The following is a 20,608-nucleotide window of genomic DNA, read 5'->3' as shown; positions in this document are numbered from 1 at the left end:
GACGGGTGACCCGGCCGGGCCCGGCGCGGAACACGATGAGGCACCCCACCGACGTGAAGCCGGGAGGCCACCACGCATGACCGCCACGAACCGACCGCACCGGCCACCGGAGTCACCCGGGGCGTCACCGCCGGCCACCGCGGGGACCGGCCGCGCGAAACCGCCGGCCGCCGCGTGGATCTCCTGGATCGCGCTCGCGCTCATGACGACCAGTTCCGTCGCGAGCCTGCGCCCGTCACCGACGATGGCCGTCTACGGGCTCGCCGCCGTCTTCCTCTACGTCGTCCCGGCGATCGTGTTCCTGCTGCCGACCTCCCTGGTCTCGGCCGAGCTGGCGTCGGGCTGGCCGGGCGGGGTCTACAACTGGGTGGCGCTCGGGATCTCCAAGCCGTTGGGCTTCCTCGCGGTCTGGTGCCAGTTCGCGATGACGATCTTCTACTACCCGAGCTTGCTCGGGTACGTCGCGAGCACGCTCGCGTACGTCTTCGACCCGAGCCTGGCGGACAACGGGTGGTGGACGGCCGCCGTCATCGTCGTCGCCTACTGGTCGGGGGTCTGGATCTCCTCCCGCGGCACGAAGGGCGTGGCCGGGCTCGCCGGCGGCGGGCTCGTCATCGGGACGCTGATTCCCGGGGCGCTGCTGGTGGTCCTCGGCATCGTGTTCCTGGCCCAGGGCCACCCCTCCGCGGCGCCGATGTCGGCGGACCACCTGCTCCCCGCGTGGGCCGGGCTCGCGAGCCTCGTGCTGATCGTCAACAACTTCCTGTCCTACTCCGGCATGGAGATGAACGCCGTGCACGTCTCGTCGCTGCGCAAGCAGGGCAAGGAGTTCCCGCGGGCCATGTTCCTGGCGATGGGGCTGGTGCTGCTCATCTTCGTCCTGCCCGCGCTGGCGATCAGCTGGGTCATCCCCGCCGACCAGCTGTCGCTCACGGCCGGGGTGATGCAGGCCTTCGAAGCCGTGTTCACCACCTTCGGCATCCAGTGGCTGACGCCGCTGATCGGTGTCATGCTCGTCCTGGCCTCGCTCGGCGGGATGCTGACCTGGCTGGCCGGCCCGTCGAAGGGCCTGCTGCTGATCTCCCGGCAGGAGGGGTACCTGCCGCCGTTCCTGCAGCGGCTCAACAAACAGGGCGTGCAGCAGAACATCCTCGTCACCCAGGGCGTGCTCACGACGCTGATCGCCCTGTGCTACGCGTTCATCCCGGACGTCTCCAGCGCGTACTGGATCTTCTCGGTGATCACCACCCAGGTGTACCTGATCATGTACCTGCTGATGTTCGTCGCGGCGGTCCGGTTGCGGCGCAAGCACCCCGAGCACCCGCGCGGGTACCGCGCGCCGATGCTGCTGGGGCTGTGCGGTGTCGGGTTCTGCGCGTCCCTGGCCGCGCTGCTGGTCGGGTTCGTCCCGCCGTCGCAGTTCGGCTCGGGCAACCCGTGGGTGTACCTCGGGATCGTCGCGGGCGGCGCGCTCGGCCTCGGCCTGCTGGTCCCTTCCTGTTCTACCGCCTGCGCAAGCCGTCGTGGCGCCTGCCGGAGGTGAGCGCATCGTGACCACTGTGGACGAACGATCGACCGGCGGGCAACGGGTGGTGGCCTACCTCGTCGTGGGGGTCGTGCTGGGCGGCCTCCTGGTGGCCGGGTACCTGCTCTTCCACTCCGCCCGGGTCTCCGCCGAAGCCGAGGCGAAGGCCGACCTGCTCGTCTCGCGGCTGGCCCAGGCGGGTGCGCGGACGCCGTCGCGGGACCAGGTCGTCCGGCTGCTCGGCACGGACGGCGGCTCGACCTGCGCCGACCCGGGCGCGACGCCCACCCCCGGGGCCCGCCGGGTGCTTTCGCCCGAAGCCGCGGCGCGCGCACAGCGGCTCGTCATCGAAATCTATTGTCCCGAGAAGCTCGCGACGGGCGGGTGAGCGCGATGGACCTCCGTGCCCGCGTGAACGGGCTGATGCCACGAGCGCGCGAAGACCTCGCCGACCTCGTCGCGATCCCCTCCGTCGCGGACCCGCGGCAGTTCCCACCCGAAGAGTGCCGGCGGGCCGCGGCCTGGGTGGCCGGCGCGTTCGCGGACACCGGGTTCGACACCCGGGTGGCGGACACCCCGGACGGCAGCCAGGCCGTGCTCGGTTTCCGTTCGTGCGGCCGGGAAAACGCGCCGACGGTGCTCCTCTACGCGCACTACGACGTCCAGCCGCCGCTGGACCCGAGCGCGTGGCGGACACCGCCGTTCCGGCTGACCGAGGTGGACGGCCGCTGGTACGGGCGCGGCGCGGCCGACTGCAAGGGCAACGTCCTCATGCACCTCACGGCGTTGCGCGCGCTCGGCGACGACCTGCCGGTCGACCTCAAGCTGGTCGTGGAAGGGTCGGAGGAGCAGGGCACCGGCGGGCTGGAGGCGTTCGTCCCGGAGCACGCCGACCTCCTGCGGGCGGACGCGATCCTGGTGTGCGACACCGGGAACATCGCGGTCGGGCGGCCCGCCGTCACGGTCAGCCTGCGCGGCATGGTCAACGTCGTCGTCACCGTCGAGGCGCTGCCGTCCGAACTGCACTCCGGCATGTTCGGCGGCCCCGCCCCGGACGCGCTGGCCGCGCTGGTGTCCGTGCTGGCCTCCCTGCGTGACGCCGACGGCGCCACGACCGTCGACGGCCTGCCCGGCGACGGCCACTGGTCCGGCGCCCCCTACCCGGCGGCCCAGTTCCGGACGGACGCGGGACTCTCCCCCGACGCCGCCCTGCTCGGCGACGACGGTGATGCCGGCGTCGCGGACATGCTGTGGGCCCGCCCGGCGCTGACGGTGCTCGGCATCGACTGCCCGCCGGTCGTCGGCTCCGCCGCGGCCATCACCCCGCAGGCCAGGGCCAGGCTGAACCTCCGCATCCCACCCGGCATCGAGCCGCACGAAGCGGCGCGCGCCCTGACCGAGCACCTGATCGCGGCCACCCCGCGCGGCGCCCGCCTGTCGGTGGCGATCGAGGCGAGCGGCCGCCCGTTCCGCCCCGCCACCCACGGCCTCGCCTACCACGTGATGGCCGAGGCCATGCGAACCGCGTACGGGACCCCGATGGGCCGGCTCGGGCAGGGCGGGTCGATCCCGCTCTGCACGGTCTTCGCCGAAACCTACCCGGACGCGGAGATCCTCCTCATCGGCGTCGAAGAACCGCAGTCCCGCATCCACGCGCCCAACGAAAGCGTGGCGCCCCAGGAGATCGCGGCCATGGCGCTGACCGAAGCGCTGTTCCTGCGAGGTTACGGGGACCCGCCCGGCTGACCCCGGCCGTCACCGCACCTTCGTCGGCGGGGTGGTGCCGGTCCGTTCGTCGCCGTAGCTCAGCCAGGTCCCGATCGGGGGGCGCTGCCCGACGCCCGGACGGCCGTAGTCGCACACCCCGCCGGGGAACGTCGCGCGCAACCGCTGCCGTTCCGCGGCGGTGAAGGCGACCGGGTAGTCGCGGAAGTCGAGCGGCTTCAGCCGGCACTTCAGCACATCGAGGGCCAGGCTCTCCCCCGCGACCATCCGGGTGTTGGCCGCCACCGGGTACTGCGCGCCGCACTGGCCGCTCGCCGGGTACGTCAGCTGCTCATTGATGCGCGACGCGGCCGAGAGGTAACACCCGTCGCCGAGATCGCCCGGCCGGTTCGCCAGCACCTTCTGCTGGGGACTCCGGTGCGAGCGGTCCGCGTCGATCGCGGTCAGCCAGCGGTCCATCGCGCCCAGCTCGTAGACGCCGGCGGCCGCCGCTTCGGCCGGAGTCGCGTGGTTTTCGATGATGACCTGGTTGGCCGCCGTGCCGTTGGCCCGCAGAAGCCGTTGCCGCATCACGTAAGACCACTCGGTGGTGTGAATGTCGTTGCCGAACCCGGCGAGGTCGAGATCGGTCCGCTGGTCGATGATCGGCGTCTCCCGCAGGCCCTGCGACGCCGAGTTCATGATGTCGTCGGCATAAACCGCGCTGAGCGCCTTCGGATCGGCCGCGATCCGCTGCGCCACGGGCTTTCCGGTGTAGTCGAGGCCGCCGATGCCGGCGTTGAGGTCGGTGAACTGCGCCGCGGTGATCTTCCCGGCCTTCAGCGCAGCCAGGCCGTACTGCACGCCGGTGGTGTCCAGCGGGCTGCGCACGAACCCGGTCTTCGGGTCCCGCCCGATCTGGTTCACCAGCTGCTCGTTGGAGTTGCACTTCACCCCGCGCGGGTTGGTGACCGGGTCCCACCGCGCCGCGACCGGGATCGCCGCGTTGCAGCTGCCGGTCGCGGTCGCGCGGCTGGCGAAGGTCAGGTTCCAGGAGACGCAGGAGTCGTAGCTGGCGAAGCCCGCGACGGCCTGCTTCTGCGCCGCGGTGAACGACGCGCCCGGCCCGGCGAAGTACTGCTCGAGCAGGCGGCAGTCCGACACCGGCCCGCCGACGCTCAGCGGGTCCGGGAACGAGACGCCGGGGATGATGCCGTCGACGATGCCGGGGTAGTTTTCGGCGATGTCGTACTGCTGGATCGCCCCGCCCGAGCCGCCCCAGCCGATGGTGTGGGCCACCGGGCCGTAGGTCTCGATGAAGTGCTCCTTGACCATCATCGCCGCTTCGGCCGAGATGATCGGGCTGCAGTTGGTGTCGAGCACGTTCAAGGTCGACGACGCGACCGCGTAGCCCTGGGCCAGGAACAGGTCGTTGACGACCCCGCCGGTCGCGGCGCCCTGGTGGTAGCCCGCGTTGCAGCCGCCGCCGAAGGTGTAGACCAGCTTCCCGTTCCAGCTGCTGTCGGGCGCGACGGGCGACGGCGCGCCGTCGTAGAGCGCCGCGATCTCGTAGACGGCGCGGTCGATCGTGCCGCGCTCGACGCGGACCACGTACGGCACCGCGTGTCCGTTGACCGTGGCCGTCGCGAGGTCCGCGGGCCGGGCCGCCGGGTCCGCCAGCGGCGCGAACGCCCCGGCGGTGGTCTTGTACTGGTAGCTCACCTGCGTCGGCGCGCTGCAGAGGGGCTGGGACGCCGCGGGCAGGCCGAACGCCTGGGTTTCGCAGTAGAACGGCAGTTGCTGCGCGCCGGAGAAGACGGGCCCGGTGATCGGGTGGTTGGTGACGCGCAGGTTCGCCCGCTGGTCCGGACCGGGTCCGCCGGCCCGGGCGCTCAGGTCGTTGACGCCGTCGCGCAGGCCGGTCACCAGGCCGAGGAGGCTGCCGTCCGGCTGGGTGCGGAAGCTCGACGTGACGTCGTGGCCGTTGCCGCTGACGGTGACCCGCCCGGCGTGCGTCCGCTCCGGCGGGACGACCCTGACGAGGACCTGTCCCCCGCTGACGAGGGACGGCCGCGGGTTCGAGACCGTCTCGATCGTCAGCTGCCGCCCCGGTGGCGAGCCGGGCGCGGCCACCGCGCTCGCGGTCCCCAGCAGGAGGACGGGCGCGGTCAGGGCCGCCACCACGGCGGATGAGCGCAAAGCACGGTTCGCCACCAGACACTCCGCTCGCTTGGGCATCGCGTCGTCGCGACACCGGGCAGCTGCCGGTATAGCACCTGCGGGCCGGCCGGAACAACGGTGCCGCGGGGTCCGCCGTTCCTCTTCGGCCGCTCGTCCGGCCACGCGTGAAGAGCGTCCGAATGGGTATCCGGGGCGCCCAGTGATCAGGAGGTTCCATGTTCTTGCCCCACCCCCGCGGCCCGTTGAGCACCGCGGTCGCCCACCGGCTCCTCGGCGGGAAGCCGGACGACACCGACGGCGGTCCCCTGCCGGGCTTCGCGGAGCTGCCGGTGCTGCACGACGACGATCTGCAGCTCACGCTGTGGATCTGCTACGAACTCGGCTACCGCGGCTTCGACGACGTCGACCCGGGCTGGGAGCACACGCCGTTCGTCGACCGCGTCAGACGGGAGGCGGAGAAGCGCTGGCTGGCGGGGCTGCGCGAGCTCGTGCCCACGGTCGCCGTGCGGCCCGAGGACGTGCCGAAAGCGCTCCTCGAGCTGGTCCGGAACGACGACGGGCCCTCGCTGGCGAAGTTCCTGCAGCGCCGCGCTTCGGCGGGGCAGTTCCGCGAGTTCGTCGTGCACCGCTCGGTCTACCACCTGAAGGAAGCGGATCCGCACAGCTGGGCCATTCCCCGCCTGTCCGGCGCCGCGAAAGTGGCGCTTCTGGAGATCCAGTCCGACGAGTACGGCGACGGCAGGCTGGAGCGCATGCACTCCGAGCTGTTCCGCGCCACCATGCGCGGGCTCGGGCTCGACGACGCCTACGGCCACTACATCGACGACGTCCCCGCCGTGACGCTCGCGGTGAGCAACCTGATGTCGCTGTTCGGCTTCCACCGGCGCTGGCTCGGCGCCACGCTCGGGCACCTGGCCGCGTTCGAGATGACCTCGTCGTTGCCGAACCGCCGCTACGGCAACGGGTTGCGCCGACTCGGCGGCGACGCCGACGCGACGCGGTTCTTCGACGTGCACGTCGAAGCCGACGCCGTCCACGAGCAGATCGCCGCCCACGACCTCTGTGGCACGTTCGCCCGCGAGAATCCGGCCGCCGCGGCCGACGTCGTCTTCGGCGCGGCGTGCGGGCTCGCGGTGGACGCCGAGTTCGCCCGGATGCTGCTGACGCGCTGGGAAGACGGCCGGTCGTCCCTGCGCTCAGCGGCCACCGGGGGCCCGGAAGCCGCGGACCTTGTGCGTTCCGTCGCAGAAGGGTTTGACGGCCGAGAGGCCGCACCGGCACAGCGCGACGGTGCTCCGGCCGGGATCGATGACCTCGCCGTCCGGTGAGCGGATTTCGAAGTCGCCGCGCAGCAGCAGCGGGCCGTCTTCGTACGGGGTGACGGTGGCGCGTGTCGTGTCGTCGTTCACCGGCCCCGGGTACCCCGCCCGGTGCCCGGCCAAGCCAGGAGGCCGGCGATGACGGCCGGAACCACCGTGAGCATCGAAACCGTGGGCGTCGAAGAGGAGTTCCTCATCGTCGACGCCGCCACCCGGCGACCGGCGTCCCGGGCGACGGCGATCCTCGCCCGTCTCCCGGACGACGGCACGTTCGTACCCGAGCTGTACCAGTCGCAGGTCGAAGCGGTCACCGGCGTGCACACCGACCTGCGCGACGTCGGCCGGGCGCTGCGCGTCCAGCGCGCGGTGCTGGCCGGCGCCGCGCAGGAGGAAGACGCGCTGGTCGTGCCGCTCGGCACGCCGCCGCTGGCCGGGGACCGGCCCCGGCTGACCGGCAGCCCGCGCCACCACGCCATCGGGGACACCTACCGGGGTGTCCTCGCCGGCTACGAGACCTGCGGCTGCCACGTCCACGTCGGCGTCCCCGACCGGGCGCACGCCGTCGCCGTCGTCGATCACCTGCGGCCCCGGCTGCCGACGTTGCTCGCGCTGTCCGGGAACTCCGCCGTCCACCACGGACAGCACACCGGTCACCAGAGCTGGCGCGTGATCCAGCAGGCCCCGCTGCCCGGTGGGGGCATCCCGCCCCGCTTCGGCGACCTCGGCGCCTACGAACGGTGCCTCGGGCGCCTGGTGGACAGCGGCGTCCTCGTCGACGACCGGATGACGTTCTGGGCCGCCCGGCCGTCGGCGGCGCACCCGACCGTCGAAGTGCGGATCGCCGACGTCGCCCGGACGGTCGACGAAGCCCTCCTGCAGGTGGCGCTCACCCGGGCCCTGGTCCGCACCGCGCTCGCCGACCTCGGCCGCGGCGTCGAAGCGCCCGATGTGGACGGTCAGCTCGCCGCCGCGGCGTTGTGGACCGCCGCGCGCCACGGCATCCACGGACCGGGCGTCGATCCCCTGACCGGACGGCGCGTCCCGGCCACGGCCCTGCTCCACGAACTGGTGAACCACGTCCGGCCGGCGCTGGCCGCCGCCGGCGACGAAGCGGTCACCCAGGCGCTGCTCCGGCGGGTCGTCGCGGGGGAAACCGGGGCCGAGCGCCAGATCCGGGTGGCGCGCGACGGCCCCGGCGCGATCGTCGACGACGCCGCGCTCGCGCGTTTGTCCCCCGGCGAAGGGGGTAGCCGGGAAGCAGTCGCTCATTCCCCCGCACCCCCGAGGAGCTGATCCGCGCATGAGCACGATCACCAAGTCCGTCGACGTCGACGCCGATGTGACCACGGTCTACAACCAGTGGACCCAGTTCGCCGACTTCCCCCGGTTCATGGAAGGCGTCGACCACATCGAGCAGCGTGACGCCACCCACACGCACTGGACCGTCAGTGTCGCGGGCGTCACTCGCGAGTTCGACGCGACGATCACCGAGCAGAACCCGGACGAGCGGGTCGCGTGGAAGTCCGACTCGGGACCCGACCACGCCGGCGTCGTCACCGTGCACCGCCTCGACGACACCAGCACGCGGGTCACCGTGCAGATGGACGTCGACCCGGAGGGTTTCGTGGAGAACGTCGCCGACAAGCTCGGCATCCTCGACCGCCGGGTCCAGGGCGACCTCGACCGGTTCAAGACGTTCATCGAGACCCGCGACGGCCACGAGACGGGCGCGTGGCGCGGCGACGTCGACCGCCCCGGCCAGCGCACCGACTGACCCGGAAACACCCACCAGGCAAGGAGCCCCCATGGTCGATGTCACCCGCAGCTTCGACGTCGCCGCACCGCCGGAGCGGGTGCTGGACTACCTGAAGAACTTCGCCAACGCCGAAGAATGGGACCCCGGAACGGTTTCCTGCGAACCGCTCGTCGAAGGCCCGGTCGAGGTCGGTTCCCGGTGGCGCAACGTCTCCAAGATCGCGGGCATCGAGACCGAGCTGACGTACGAGCTGACCCGGCTCGAGCCGGGCCGGGTGGTGTTCGTGGGCCGCAACGACACCGCGACCTCCACCGACGACATCGGCGTCACCGCGGCGAACGGATCGGGAACGACGATCACGTACCACGCGACCATCGAATTCAGCGGAGCCGCGAAACTGGCGGCGCCGCTGACGAAGATCGTGTTCGAAAAAGTGGGCGCCGACACGGAGAAGAGCCTCGTTCAGGTCTTCGGCGCCCCCGCCTGAGCTGAATTCGCAGCGCTATACAAGAAAACCGCGTGGGTGAAGGTCATGCCTTCACCCACGCGGTTTTCCGCGTCCGCAAGGAAATCCGGAGCATTTCGAAGCCGCGGTTAACCGCCCGCTAACCGGGAATCAGAGCAGCGACCGCCGATGTCCGGCGGAACCCCATCTGCGAAGACGGAGGGACCACCGTGTTCCGTCACACGAAGCTGCTGCAGTTCGAAGCCAAGCCCGAAAAGCCCGACGCCGTGTACGCCCACAAGCTCCAGGAGCTCATCGGCGGCGCCTTCGGCGAAATGAGCGTCACGATGCAGTACCTGTTCCAGGGCTGGAACTGCCGCATCGAAGGCAAGTACAAGGACCTCATCATGGACACCGCGACCGAGGAGATCGGGCACGTCGAAATGCTCGCCACCATGGTCGCCCGCCTCCTCGAAGGCGCGCCCGCCACGGCCACCGCCGCCGCCGTGAAGGACCCGGTGATGGCCGCGATGATCGGCGGCATGGACGTCCAGCAGACGATCGTCGCCGGCGGCGGCGCGCTTCCGGCCGACAGCAACGGAACCCCGTGGAACGGCAAGTACATCGTCGCTTCCGGCAACCTGCTGGCCGACTTCCGCGCCAACGTCGCCGCCGAGGCGCAGGGCCGCCTGCAGACCGCCCGGCTGTACAACATGACCGACGACCCGGGCGTCAAGGCGATGCTGCAGTTCAACCTCGCCCGCGACACCGTGCACCAGAAGCAGTGGCTGGCCGCGATCGAAGAACTGAAGGCCGACGGCCTCGAGGACGAAATCGCGCCCAACGCGCTCCTCGACGAGGAGGACCAGAAGCACAACAACACGATCTGGCACCTCTCGGACGGCCCGGACGGAGCCAAGGGCGGCTGGACCACCGAGGCCGGCATCGAGTACCTGATGGACCCCGAACCCCTCGGCGGCCCGGGAACGGCACCGAAGCCCGACCCCGCGCTGTACGGCACGTACGCCCCGCTCCAGGACGCCAAGGGCACCGTGAAGGGCAAGGTCAAAGCCGCCAAGGCCAAGACCAAGAAGGGCTGACCCGCAAGGCCCGGCCGGTCCCGTTCGCGGGAGCGGGACCAGCCGCGGCCGGCGCACATCCTCGCCGCCGGCGACCTAGGATCGCGGGCATGAGCACCGGTTCAGCGGACCACGCCGACATCGACTTCTACTTCGACCCCATCTGCCCGTTCGCCTGGATGACGAGCAAGTGGATCCGGATCGTCCAGGCGCAGCGCGACTACTCCGTCGACTGGCGGTTCATCTCCCTGCGCCTCATCAACTCGCACCTCGACTACGACACCCACTTCCCCGAGGACTACCCCGCGCAGCACACCGCAGGCCTGCGGCTGCTGCGGGTGGCGTCGGCGGCACGCGAGCAGCACGGCCGCGAGGCGATCGGCCCGCTCTACGCCGCCTTCGGGGCGCGCATCTTCGAGGCCGGGCCCGTCGAAGGGCGGTCTCCCGGCTGGCAAGGCACTCCCGAGCTGGCCGCCGACGCGCTCGCCGAAGCCGGCCTGCCGGCCTCGCTCGTCGACGCGCTCGAGGACACCTCGCGTGACGCCGAGATCCAGGCGGAGTCCGACGAGGCGTTGTCGTTGACGGGCAAGGACGTCGGCACGCCGATCGTCCACTTCGAACCGCCGGCGGGCGTCGCCTTCTTCGGGCCGGTGATCAGCCGGCTGCCCGACGAGGAGCAGGCCGGACAGCTGTGGGACCACGTCGTCGGCCTCGCCCGGTTCCCCGGCTTCGCCGAGCTCAAGCGAAGCCTGCGCGAGCGTCCTCAACTGCCGTCCTTCGGCGTCACAGCGCAGGAGACGGGCAAGACCGAAGACTGGCACGCCGGCAGCCGCAGGCTCAAGAAGTAGCTCGCCCGGGCGGTGTACAGCACGAACCGGTGTGCCGGGAAGCCTGGTCGGCGAGAAGATCGCCGTGCGAGGAAAGGGCTTCCCGTGACCACGATCGCCGCCACCGAGCTGACCAAGCGCCACCGCGACGTCGTCGCCGTCGACCGGCTTTCGCTGTGTGTGCCGCCCGGGGAGATCTACGCGCTGCTGGGGCTCAACGGCGCCGGCAAGACCACCACCATCCGGATGCTGCTCGGCATGGTCCGGCCGACGAGCGGCTCGGTCTCCCTGCTGGGCACCCCGGTTCGCCCGGCCGCGCGCGCCGTCTGGTCGCGGGTCGGCTACCTCGTCGAGACCCCCGCCGCGTACCCAAAGCTCACGGTCGCCGAGAACCTCGCCGTAGCCGCCCGCTTGCGCGGACTCGGCGACGCTCCGGTCAAGGAGGTGATCGCGCGGCTCGGGCTCGAGCCCTACGCCACCCGGCGGGCCCGCACGCTGTCGCTGGGGAACGCCCAGCGGCTCGGCCTGGCCAAGGCGCTGCTCCACCGGCCCGAACTGCTGGTCCTCGACGAGCCGGCGAACGGCCTCGACCCCGCGGGCGTCGCCGAGATCCGCGCGCTGCTGCACGACCTCTCCCGCGAGGGGGTGACGGTCCTGCTGTCCAGCCACATCCTCACCGAGGTCGCCCGGCTGGCCGGCCGCATCGGCGTCCTCGACCGCGGCCGGCTCGTCTGGGAAGGCGCCACCCCCGACCTGGTCGCCCAGGCGCGGCCCCGCCTGCGCGTCGACGTCCGGGACCGGGCGGCGGGTGCGGCGGCCCTGCACGCCGCCGGCTACCGCGCCGAGGACACCGGCGAACCCGGGTTCGTCCTGAGCGAGGACACCGCGATCCGGCGTCCCGACGACGTCGCCGCGCTCCTGGCCGGAGCGGGCTGCCCACCGACCCGGCTCGCCGTCGAACAGGACGACCTCGAGACCTGCTTCCTGCGCCTGGTCGGCACGCCGTGAGGGGCGCGCTGTGGGCCGAGGTCCTGAAGGCGCGCCGGTCGCGGCTGCCGTGGGTGACCGTGCTGGCCTTCACCGTCGCCGGGGTGTTCGGCACGCTGGTCATGTTCGTCCTGCAGGACCTGTCCCGGGCGCGGGCGCTGGGCCTGCTGGGCACGAAGGCGTCGCTCGCCGGCGGCAGCGCCGACTGGCCGGCCTCCTTCGCCCTGCTGGCCCAGATCGTCGCGGTCGGTGGCGTGGGGGTCTTCGGGCTCGTCGTGATCTGGCTGTTCGGCCGGGAGTTCAGCCAGCACACGATCAAGGACCTGCTCGCGCTGCCGACGGCCCGCACCACGGTCGTCGGCGCCAAGTTCGCCGTCGCGGCGCTGTGGTGCCTGGCGCTGGCGGGCTACCTCTACCTGCTGGGCCTGCTCCTGGGAACCACCATCGGACTGCGCGGCTGGTCGGCCGCCGTCGCGGCCCGCGGCCTCGGCGAGGTCCTCGCGACCGCGGTCATGACCATCCTGCTGGTGACGCCGTTCGCGTTCGCCGCCAGCCTCGGCCGGGGTTACCTCGCCGGGGTCGCGGCCCTGATCACCGCCGTCTTCCTGGCCCAGGTCGTCGCGCTCTTCGGTTACGGCCGCTACTTCCCCTGGTCCGTCCCGGCGCTGTTCACCGGACTGGCCGGCCCCGGCCACGACCCGCCCGGCGTCGTCGGATACCTCTTGGTGCTCCTCGTCGGGGCGACCGGCGTCGTCACCACCGCGGCCTGGTGGCACGGCGCCGACCAGGACCGCTAACTGCCGTCCGCGAGTGCCCGGTACACCGGCCGGAGCAACTCCGCGACCTTTTCGCCGCCCACCGTGATCGCGAACGGCGGGGCCTGGTCCAGCAGCGCGTCGACCGACGTCCGCGGGCCGTGCAGCGGCGCCGCGCCGCCCAGGCCCGGGGCCGGGCCGCACTCGAAGAAGGTGTCCATGACCTCGGTCAAGGCCGGAGAGCGGTCGTCGGGATCGAGCGGCTCGGCGGAGATGAGCCGGTTCTTCAGCTCCTCCAGCAGCGCTTCGCGGGTCCGGCCGCGCAGGGCGAGCACGGTGAACGGATCGGCGTCGACCCGCGCCACGAGCGCGGTGAACACGGCGTTCAGGTGGCCGCACGGCACCTCGACGGCCGGGCAGGTGCAGTCCAGGGACACCTCCCGCGCCGACGACGGGAACAACGGCAGCCGGACCGCCTTGAAGATCTGTTCGACGTCGCGGGGCAGCTCACCGCGGAGCAGCAGGACCGTGAGCGACGCTTTCGCGGCGAGGGCGTGGGTGATCGCCGCCCAGTCCGCTTTCCCGAACGCCGTCAGCCCGATGCGCACCTGGTGAGGGCGGCCGTCGTGCACCTCGGCGTCGACGCGCCCGGCGCCGACTTCCATGGACACGACGCGACCTTGGCCCGGCGCGGGCAGGAGGACGCCGATCGCCGTCAGCGCCCGGATGAACCGGGTCGGCCACCAAGGGAGCGGCTCAGTCATCGATCGCCTCCTCCCCCAGGGTGAGCACGCCGCGCAGCGCGTCCGTGGACAGCTCGGTGAGCCAGCTTTCGCCCTCGCCGACGACCAGGCCCGCGAGCGCGCGCTTCCGGGCGATCAGGGTGTCGATGCGTTCCTCGATGGTGCCGGGACAGACGAACTTCCGGACCTGGACGTTCCGTCCCTGCCCGATCCGGAACGCCCGGTCGGTGGCCTGGTTCTCCACCGCCGGGTTCCACCAGCGGTCCAGGTGCAGGACCTGGCTGGCGGCGGTCAGCGTGAGCCCGGAGCCGCCGGCCTTGAGCGAGAGCAAGAGGATCCGCGGCCCGTCGCCGGCTTGGAAGCGTTCCACGATCGCGTCTCGCGCTCCCTTGGCCAGGCCACCGTGCAAAAACCCGACCTCGACGCCGAGCCGGTCCGCCAGGTGGGGCACGAGCAGGTGGCCGAATTCGGTGTACTGCGTGAAGCACAGCACCCGATCGCCCGACGCCAGGATTTCCGTCAGGATCTCTTCGAGGCGGACGACCTTGCCAGAGCGCCGCCCGATCGGGGAACCGTCGTGCAGCAGGTGCGCGGGGTGGTTGCAGACCTGCTTGAGCTTCGTGATCGCGGCGAGGATGTTGCCCCGGCGCTTGATGCCCTGGCTGTTCTCGATCTTCTTCATCATCTCGTCGACGATCGCGGCGTACAGCGTCCCCTGTTCGCGGGTGAGCCGGTACTCCTGCGTGATTTCGAGCTTTTCCGGAAGCTCGGGAACGATCGAGGGGTCCGTCTTCACCCGGCGCAGCAGGTGCGGCTGCGTCAGGCGGCGCAGCGCGGCGGCCGTGGCGGTGTCGCCGCCGCGCTCGATCGGGGCCGCGAACCGCTGCCGGAACTCGAACCTGCTGCCGAGCAGCCCGGGGTTGAGCAGGTCCAGCACCGACCACAGGTCCGCCAGCCGGTTCTCCACCGGGGTGCCCGTCAGCGCGAGCCGGTGCCCGGCCGCGAACCGCCGCACGGCCTTGGCCGTCGCGGTGTCGGCGTTCTTGATGGCGTGCGCTTCGTCGAGCACCAGGCGCCGCCAGGTGACCTGCTCGAGTTCGTCGGCGTCGCGGGCGGCGGTGGCGTAGGTCGTGACGACGAGGTCGGCCGCGGCGACCCGCTCGGCGAGCTTGTCGCCGTGCGCGCGGGCGCTGCCGTGGTGGGCGTGGACGCGCAGGCCCGGGGCGAACTTCGCCGCCTCCCGCTGCCACATGCCGACCAGCGACATCGGGCACAGCACCAGCGTCGGACGGCGATCACCGGCCGCCCGCTCGACGGCCTCGAGCGCGAGCGTCTGGACCGTTTTGCCGAGGCCCATGTCGTCGGCCAGGCACGCGCCGAGCCCGAGTGCCGACATGAACGCCAGCCAGGCGACCCCCCGCTGCTGGTAGGGGCGCAGGGTGGCGCGGAACGACGGCGGCAGCTCGACCGGCTGGAGTTCTTGGTGGACCCGCTCGGCCAGGACGTCCCCGACCCAGCCGTCGGCGCTGACGTCGGTGACCGGGAGCGGCGCCTCCCGCGTGAGGTGGACGAGCTCCAGCAGCTCGGCCGCGGTGGGGCGCTGACCGCGCCGATGGGGGTCACGGCGCAGGAATTCCAGACCGGCGCGGAGCCGGTCGGCGTCGACGCTGATCCACCGGCCCCGCAGCCGCACCAGCGGTGTCTTCGCCGCGACGAGCTTCGCCAGGGTTTCCTCGCCGATTTCGTCGTCGCCCACGGCGATCGACCAGCGGAACGCGCCCAGCTCGTCGCGGCCCACCCGGCTGCGGGCGACGACCTGCTCCGACGGCGTGCTGCGGACGGAGAGCCGCAGCCCGAGCCGGCGCCTGCCGTCCCAGGTGGCCGGGAGCTGCACTTCGAACCCGGCCTCGACCAGCCGGTTCGCGCCCGAGGTGAGGAACCGCTCGGCTTCCTCGAGGGTCAGGTCGTACTCGGACGGCTGGGTCCTGCGCAGCGCCGGCGCGAGCATCGGTTCCACCAGCGCGGCCCGGCCCAGCTCGGCGGCGAACAACCCTCTCGGGTCCCTGACCAGCCCGTTCGCCTCGCCCGACCAGATCTGCCCGGCCGACAGCAGCAGGCTCGGATCGGCCGTCGCGCGCAGGAGGAACCGCAGCTGCCACTTGGTGCCGTCGCCGGTCTGGTCGTCGGGATCGTCCTCGTCGTCGGCCGGCTGACGCAGGGTGGCGACCTCGGCCAGCCGGAAGCACGCCCGGCCGTCGACGACGTCGGTGTCGGCGACCTCGTCCCACTTCGCGACGGCGCCGGCCACGACCCCGAGCTCGTCGAGCGGCAGCTCGACCCGGGGATCGCCGCCCTGCAGAGCGGACAGCCACACGCCGGCCGCGCCCCGGTCGCCGCGCAGGTCGACGGGCGGATCCGCCCGCGCCAGCCGGTCCCGGACCGCCGCGTCGACCAGGGTGTGCAGGGCATCGGTGACGAGCGCGCGCGGCGAGGCCCCGGTCAGCGGCGCGATCTGCTCGGCCCGCCCGACCGGCGGCATGGCCGCGACCAGCGCGTCGAACGCGACGAAGTCGACACCCTGGAGCACGGGGCGCCACCGAGCCTCCGCCGCGTCGCCTTGGCGGACCAGCGTCGGCAGCACCCGCCCGCGTCGCACCAGATCCGCGGCCAGGCGGGCCACCGCCCGCAGGTAGGTGACCGAAGCGCCGTACGAGGCGGCGTCGTCGAGGTCGTCCAGCTCGGACGCGTCCACGATCAAGGCGGGCACCGACCAGGGCCGCAGCGTCGGGCCCCGCCTTTTACCGGCCGCCATTTCGGAGGAAGCGAGCGGCCGGTTCGCCCGCGACGGCAGCAGCAAGGTCGCCGAGGTCGGCTTGCCGGGGTGCAGGGCGGTCAGGTTCGCACTGGAGACGGCGAAGGGATGCGGAAGCGCGATCTGCGCCGAACGACTCGCGGTGCCGGCCGGGCGCCGGTCGTGCTCCGCCCAGAGCACGAGCCCCCGGACCGGCGACCACAGAGCATGCACCAGGGGCAAGGTCCGTGGCTCCTTCATCCGATCCGGCATCCCCCAGATCGTCGCACGGTAGGCGTGGAGGGTACCGCGGGACCCGTTGCCGGCAACCTGCGCGGCCGGCTGAGCGGAACCGAATCCGGCAAAGCCGAGGGAACGCCGGAAAGTGCCGCTTCCAGAACATCAACGGCCACCATTTCCCATATTTCGGAAAATTGATCACTAAAATTCTTGAACGCGCTTGCCACGCGCTTGACCAGGAACTTTTGATGGCCGCCAACGGGGTTCGACAACGCAGATCGCCTCGTTGTACCCTTCCAGGCCACTCTAAAAACGCGGCCCACCGGAACAGGTTCATGAACGAACAGCACGCCCCGCCGGAATCACCACCGGCCGATTCCGGAGCAACGCACCGCAACCGGCTCTGGCGAGTGGGGGTCGTTGCCGACACGATTGCCGTGGCAGCGGGGCTGTACAGCTTCCTGGACTCCGACGTCTTGCTCACGGTGCTCACGATCGTCGCATTCCTGTTCGTCGGCAGTTCCTGGTTCTGGCGTCGCCGAACCGGTCCGGCCGTGGCACTGCTGGTCGTCGGCTGCCTGATATTGGGAGCAGGCGGCGCAATGAAGATCAGAGACCTGATCCACTCGGGAAGCACGCCTGCGGTGTTGCCGGCACCGATCCCACCCACCACTCGAACTTCGACCGGCTCGACTCCCCCCCAGACGCAGGCAATGGATCCCGGCGGCACTACCGGCTCACCGGACAGCGACCAGCCGCGGAAACTCGTCGACCAGACCATCACACTCCCCGCGCCGCGCCGCCGTGGACGTGGATCGGTCGCCGCCCGTCGTGACACCGGACAACGAAGATGGCGCCACAGGCGACTACGACCTGTACCACGAAGGGGGAGGAAACCAATACGATTCCGTTCAAGCCGTAAATGCACCCAACGTCTACTATTTTCCGGCCGTCACCGCGCCGGCCAAACTCTACTTCAGCTGCCAGGAGGCTTTCGCCTGGCCACCTTTTCCTCCCCTGGGCGTCGGCGGATCTTTCTGTTTCCGCTCTTCGAAAATGCACACCGGGTACGTATCCATTCTCCGCCGCAACGCGGACAACGCGGTCGTCCTGCACGTCACGATCTGGGAAGACCGGTAACCGGCCGACCCTCGGGAGGCGCGGCGCGGCGGTCACGGGCGGCGGCGGCGCGCGGAGACTACAGAGCGTGAGCGTAACCCGAAGGAACCTCATGATCGACTTGGCTAAAAACCCCCCTGTTTTCGGCAATCCGCTCCCCGTACCAGCAACCGCGATCACTCTGCGTATCAGGGGGTGACTCGGCGCGCATGATCAACGCGGTAGGTTTCTCGGCGTTCCCGGGGCCCCGACGACGCGGTTCCCACCCCCCTTTCCAGCAGCGCGCGCCCGGTGGTGCGTGCTGTTCGCCGTGCCGAAAGGAAGTTGCTTGACCGCCACGACGTTGACACGGGTGCTGCGCGAAACCCACACCGTCACCGGGATCGCCCGGCTGATCGTGCGCTGGGACCGCGAAACCGGCTGGGCGCACCTGGCCATCGCCGTTCCGGGCAGTGGCCTCGCCTGCTTCGCGGGTTTTCACCGGTTCGCCGGTGGGAGCACCGAAGCCGTCGCCGCCGAGCTCGCCGCCGCGGGGTGCGTGTCCGCTCCCCCGCTGCACCTCGACGACATGCTTTCCGAGATCGAAGCCGTGCTCCCGGAGGTGACCCCGGATGCGCGTCGATGACCTGTACCTCGCCGGGATCGGCAGCGAGGTCGGCGCGCTGACGCCGGTCGCCGTCCCGCTCGCGGCCGGTGAGTTCACCACCGCCGAGGCCGACCGGACCGGTCAGCTCTCCACCGCCGTCGCCGCGATGCCCGGCCCCGAGCTCGCGGTGCGGGCCGGCCGGGAAGCCTTGCGCCAGGCCGAAACCGTGACCGGTGAGCCGGTCTGGCCGATGCTGTGCCTGCACGCCGGGATCTACCACGCCGGCATCGACTTCTGGCACGCGGCGTCGTTCGTGCGCGACCGGCTCGGTGTCGGCGCCGGCCCCGGGCTCACGCTCGAGCTCGGCGCGATGAGCAACAGCGTGGTGGCGAGCCTGGACGTCGCGGCGAGCGTCCTGCGCGGCCGCCCGGACCACGACGCCGCGCTCATCACCGCCGGCGACCGGTTCGGCGCACCGGGTTTCCCGCACTGGAACACCGACACCGGCATCGTCTACGGCGACGCGGGCAGCGCGGTCGTGCTGTCCCGCCGGCCGGGCCTGGCGCGCGTCCGCGCGATCGCGTCCTACACGGACCCGTCACTGGAAGGCCTGCAGCGGGGTGACGAACCGTTCCGCACGGCCAGCGTGACCGCCCACCGGTCCCTGGACATCCGCCGCCGCAAGCGGCAGTGGCTCGGCCGTCACGGCGGTCCGGCGCACGTCGACAGCCGCAACGCCGACGGCGTGACCGCGGTCGTCAAGACAGCGCTGTCCGACGTCGGCCTCGACCTTCCCGACATCGCGAAGATCTGCGCCCCGCACTACGGCCGCCGGCTGGTGGAGACGCAGATCCTGCGCCCGCTCGGCATTTCCGAGTCCCGCACGATGACCGGGCTGGGACTGCGCGTGGGCCACCTCGGCGCCAGCGACCAGATCGTGGCGCTCGACCACCTGCTCCGCACCGGCGAAGCGGGCCCGGGCGACCACGTGCTGCTGCTGGGGATCGGGGTCGGCATGACGTGGACGGCCGTCGTCCTGCAGGTCGAGCCGGTGCCGGCCACCGCCTGAGTTACGTCGCCGGGCCCGAAGGGGCCGGCTGCACCGGCAGCCGGCCCCCACCCCGCGGATCACGCCGCCGGTGGTCCGGTCAGGCAGTACTGCACGAGCGGGCCGAACCGCTCGACCAGTTCGTCGACCGAGGCGGACGCGATCGGCTCGATCCGCATGATGTAGCGCGCGACCGTGAGACCGAGGATCTGGACGTTGACCATGGCGGCCCGCACCGTCGCGTCCGGGGTGCCGAGCATGGCCGCGAGGCGGTCGGTGATCTCCCGGTCGATGAACTCGCGCAGCAGCGTCTCGGACTGGGCGTCGGTCGGCGCCGACCGGGTCAGCATCACCAGCGGGGTGCGGCCGGACTTGTCGAGGTTCTCCACCAGGGTCCGGACGATGCGCTCGCCGATGGTGTCGAGACCGCCGGTGAAGATCGACGCGATGGCGGGCGGGACGGCGCCGGACATGTCGACGGCGGCGCCGAACAGGTCCTGCTTGGTGCCGAAGAAGTAGAACACCATCGCCGGGTCGACCCCCGCCGCCTTGGCGATCGCGCGCACGGTCGTGGCGCCGTAGCCGTGCTCGCCGAACAGTTCGCGCGCGGTATCGAGGATCCGCTGCTTGCTCTCCGCGCCGGACCGCCAGCGGCCGGGGCGGCCGGGGGTGTCGTGTTCTGCCATGACCACCGGAGCTTAACACTCTTTCTTCATCGGTCGGTGGAGTTTTGGCCGGACTCGCCGTAGCGTGTTCTTCATCAGGCGGTGAAGAAAGGGTGACGAGGATGAAGGTGATCGTGATCGGCGCCGGTCCGGGTGGGCTGACCCTGGCCCACGGGCTCCGCCGGAGCGGGATCGACGTCGCGGTCTACGAACGGGACGGCGCGCGGGGACGTCCGCAGGGCGTGAGCCTGCACCTCGACGACCGGGGCGCGGCGGCGCTGCGGGCGTGCCTGCCCCCGGCGCACGTGGCCATGGTGGAGGCCACCACGGGCGGACCGCGTGAGCGGACGCTGACGCTGTCCGAAGCGGGCGGGGAACTCGCCGTCGTGGGCGCCCGGCCGTCCGACGGGCTCGCGGGCCGGGCGCGCCCCGGCCGGCAGGTCCACCGGCCGCTGCTCCGGGCGGTGCTGCTGACGGAGCTGGACGACGTGGTCCGGTTCGGCGCGGAGTTCACGCGGTTCGAGCAGCGCGCCGACGGCACGGTCCGCGCCTTCTTCGCCGACGGCCGCACGGACACCGCGGACGTGCTCGTCGGCGCGGACGGGATCGGTTCGGCCGTACGCCGCCAGTACCTGCCGGACGCGCGGGTACTCGACACGGGACGGCGCATGCTCATGGGCGCGACTCCGCTGCGAGCGGTGGCCGACACCGGGTTGCCGGAGCTGATCGGCGACAACCCGGCCGCAAGGCCACCACCTCCTGCGGACACGGTAGACCCAGAGATCCCGCGCGGGTAGCCCAGCGGAGGCAGGACGAAACGCATGGTCACGCCCCGGCG

The 20,608-nt window shown here is 71.8% G+C and carries 18 protein-coding genes and 2 pseudogenes; 15 read left to right on the top strand and 5 right to left on the bottom strand.

The window, feature by feature from the left end; translation table 11 throughout:
• The first annotated feature begins 76 nt into the window (after positions 1-76).
• The 3 genes and pseudogenes from ABZ342_RS42475 (at position 77) to ABZ342_RS42465 (ending at position 3,271) form a co-directional block, all read left to right on the top strand.
• Positions 77-1,554 (top strand): annotated as a pseudogene (locus ABZ342_RS42475) (APC family permease).
• Positions 1,551-1,913 carry a hypothetical protein gene (locus ABZ342_RS42470; RefSeq protein WP_360485856.1) on the top strand — a complete coding sequence of 121 codons (363 nt, stop codon included), beginning with the start codon at positions 1,551-1,553 and terminating at the stop codon, positions 1,911-1,913. Before ABZ342_RS42475 ends, ABZ342_RS42470 begins: the two are co-directional and overlap by 4 nt.
• A 5-nt stretch (positions 1,914-1,918) precedes the next feature.
• Positions 1,919-3,271 (top strand): dipeptidase, encoded by a 1,353-nt coding sequence (locus tag ABZ342_RS42465; protein WP_360485853.1) that lies wholly within the window; start codon positions 1,919-1,921, stop codon positions 3,269-3,271.
• 9 nt (positions 3,272-3,280) lie between these two features.
• On the opposite strand, the gene ABZ342_RS42460 is transcribed toward ABZ342_RS42465, so the two are convergent.
• On the bottom strand, positions 3,281-5,443 hold the full coding sequence (locus ABZ342_RS42460) for a DUF6351 family protein (protein WP_360485850.1): 2,163 nt from the start codon (positions 5,441-5,443) through the stop codon (positions 3,281-3,283).
• Positions 5,444-5,625: 182 nt separating this feature from the next.
• Here ABZ342_RS42460 and ABZ342_RS42455 point away from each other — a divergent pair, with 182 nt between their 5' ends.
• On the top strand, positions 5,626-6,738 hold the full coding sequence (locus tag ABZ342_RS42455; protein ID WP_360485847.1) for an iron-containing redox enzyme family protein: 1,113 nt from the start codon (positions 5,626-5,628) through the stop codon (positions 6,736-6,738).
• Here ABZ342_RS42455 and ABZ342_RS42450 read toward each other — a convergent pair.
• Positions 6,700-6,819, bottom strand: a pseudogene (locus ABZ342_RS42450) (hypothetical protein); the annotation flags it as partial. The gene ABZ342_RS42455 and the pseudogene ABZ342_RS42450 sit on opposite strands and share 39 nt — an antisense overlap.
• A gap of 48 nt (positions 6,820-6,867) precedes the next feature.
• Between ABZ342_RS42450 and ABZ342_RS42445 the strand changes: the two are divergent.
• The 7 genes from ABZ342_RS42445 (at position 6,868) to ABZ342_RS42415 (ending at position 12,620) form a co-directional block, all read left to right on the top strand.
• Positions 6,868-8,022 (top strand): glutamate--cysteine ligase, encoded by a 1,155-nt coding sequence (locus ABZ342_RS42445; RefSeq protein ID WP_360485844.1) that lies wholly within the window; start codon positions 6,868-6,870, stop codon positions 8,020-8,022.
• Between the two features lie 7 nt (positions 8,023-8,029).
• The gene (locus ABZ342_RS42440; RefSeq protein WP_155546911.1) at positions 8,030-8,503 is read left to right on the top strand and encodes an SRPBCC family protein; all 474 of its coding nucleotides are present in this window, start codon (positions 8,030-8,032) and stop codon (positions 8,501-8,503) included.
• Positions 8,504-8,534: 31 nt separating this feature from the next.
• On the top strand, positions 8,535-8,972 hold the full coding sequence (locus ABZ342_RS42435) for an SRPBCC family protein (protein ID WP_155546910.1): 438 nt from the start codon (positions 8,535-8,537) through the stop codon (positions 8,970-8,972).
• 188 nt (positions 8,973-9,160) lie between these two features.
• Positions 9,161-10,030 carry a manganese catalase family protein gene (locus ABZ342_RS42430; protein WP_360485840.1) on the top strand — a complete coding sequence of 290 codons (870 nt, stop codon included), beginning with the start codon at positions 9,161-9,163 and terminating at the stop codon, positions 10,028-10,030.
• An 89-nt stretch (positions 10,031-10,119) separates the two neighbouring features.
• Positions 10,120-10,857, top strand: coding sequence for a hypothetical protein (locus ABZ342_RS42425; RefSeq protein ID WP_360485837.1), 738 nt, complete (start codon positions 10,120-10,122; stop codon positions 10,855-10,857).
• Positions 10,858-10,941: 84 nt separating this feature from the next.
• Positions 10,942-11,844, top strand: a complete 903-nt coding sequence (locus ABZ342_RS42420; protein ID WP_360485834.1) for an ABC transporter ATP-binding protein — start codon at positions 10,942-10,944, stop codon at positions 11,842-11,844.
• A complete protein-coding gene (locus tag ABZ342_RS42415) occupies positions 11,841-12,620 on the top strand; it encodes an ABC transporter permease (protein ID WP_360485831.1) in 780 nt (259 codons plus the stop codon). Before ABZ342_RS42420 ends, ABZ342_RS42415 begins: the two co-directional genes overlap by 4 nt.
• Here ABZ342_RS42415 and ABZ342_RS42410 read toward each other — a convergent pair.
• Both ABZ342_RS42410 and ABZ342_RS42405 read right to left on the bottom strand, forming a co-directional pair.
• A complete protein-coding gene (locus ABZ342_RS42410) occupies positions 12,617-13,342 on the bottom strand; it encodes a hypothetical protein (protein WP_360485828.1) in 726 nt (241 codons plus the stop codon). The two genes, ABZ342_RS42415 and ABZ342_RS42410, sit on opposite strands and share 4 nt — an antisense overlap.
• The gene (locus ABZ342_RS42405; protein WP_360485825.1) at positions 13,335-16,355 is read right to left on the bottom strand and encodes a DEAD/DEAH box helicase; all 3,021 of its coding nucleotides are present in this window, start codon (positions 16,353-16,355) and stop codon (positions 13,335-13,337) included. Before ABZ342_RS42405 ends, ABZ342_RS42410 begins: the two co-directional genes overlap by 8 nt.
• 828 nt (positions 16,356-17,183) lie before the next feature.
• Here ABZ342_RS42405 and ABZ342_RS42400 point away from each other — a divergent pair.
• The 3 genes from ABZ342_RS42400 to ABZ342_RS42390 all read left to right on the top strand — a co-directional run bounded on the left by ABZ342_RS42400 (position 17,184) and on the right by ABZ342_RS42390 (position 19,126).
• The gene (locus tag ABZ342_RS42400) at positions 17,184-17,492 is read left to right on the top strand and encodes a hypothetical protein (protein ID WP_360485822.1); all 309 of its coding nucleotides are present in this window, start codon (positions 17,184-17,186) and stop codon (positions 17,490-17,492) included.
• Positions 17,493-17,799: 307 nt separating this feature from the next.
• A complete protein-coding gene (locus ABZ342_RS42395) occupies positions 17,800-18,096 on the top strand; it encodes a hypothetical protein (protein WP_360485819.1) in 297 nt (98 codons plus the stop codon).
• A complete protein-coding gene (locus tag ABZ342_RS42390; protein WP_360485816.1) occupies positions 18,083-19,126 on the top strand; it encodes a ketoacyl-ACP synthase III family protein in 1,044 nt (347 codons plus the stop codon). Before ABZ342_RS42395 ends, ABZ342_RS42390 begins: the two co-directional genes overlap by 14 nt.
• A 59-nt stretch (positions 19,127-19,185) precedes the next feature.
• On the opposite strand, the gene ABZ342_RS42385 is transcribed toward ABZ342_RS42390, so the two are convergent.
• Positions 19,186-19,791 (bottom strand): TetR family transcriptional regulator, encoded by a 606-nt coding sequence (locus ABZ342_RS42385; RefSeq protein ID WP_360485814.1) that lies wholly within the window; start codon positions 19,789-19,791, stop codon positions 19,186-19,188.
• Positions 19,792-19,892: 101 nt separating this feature from the next.
• Here ABZ342_RS42385 and ABZ342_RS42380 point away from each other — a divergent pair, with 101 nt between their 5' ends.
• Positions 19,893-20,567 (top strand): FAD-dependent monooxygenase, encoded by a 675-nt coding sequence (locus ABZ342_RS42380; RefSeq protein WP_360485811.1) that lies wholly within the window; start codon positions 19,893-19,895, stop codon positions 20,565-20,567.
• Positions 20,568-20,608 lie beyond the last annotated feature (41 nt).

Origin of the sequence: Amycolatopsis sp. NPDC005961 (genome assembly GCF_040629235.1) — a bacterium.
GTDB lineage: Bacteria > Actinomycetota > Actinomycetes > Mycobacteriales > Pseudonocardiaceae > Amycolatopsis > Amycolatopsis camponoti.
This window is presented reverse-complemented; position numbering and strand designations above follow the sequence as displayed.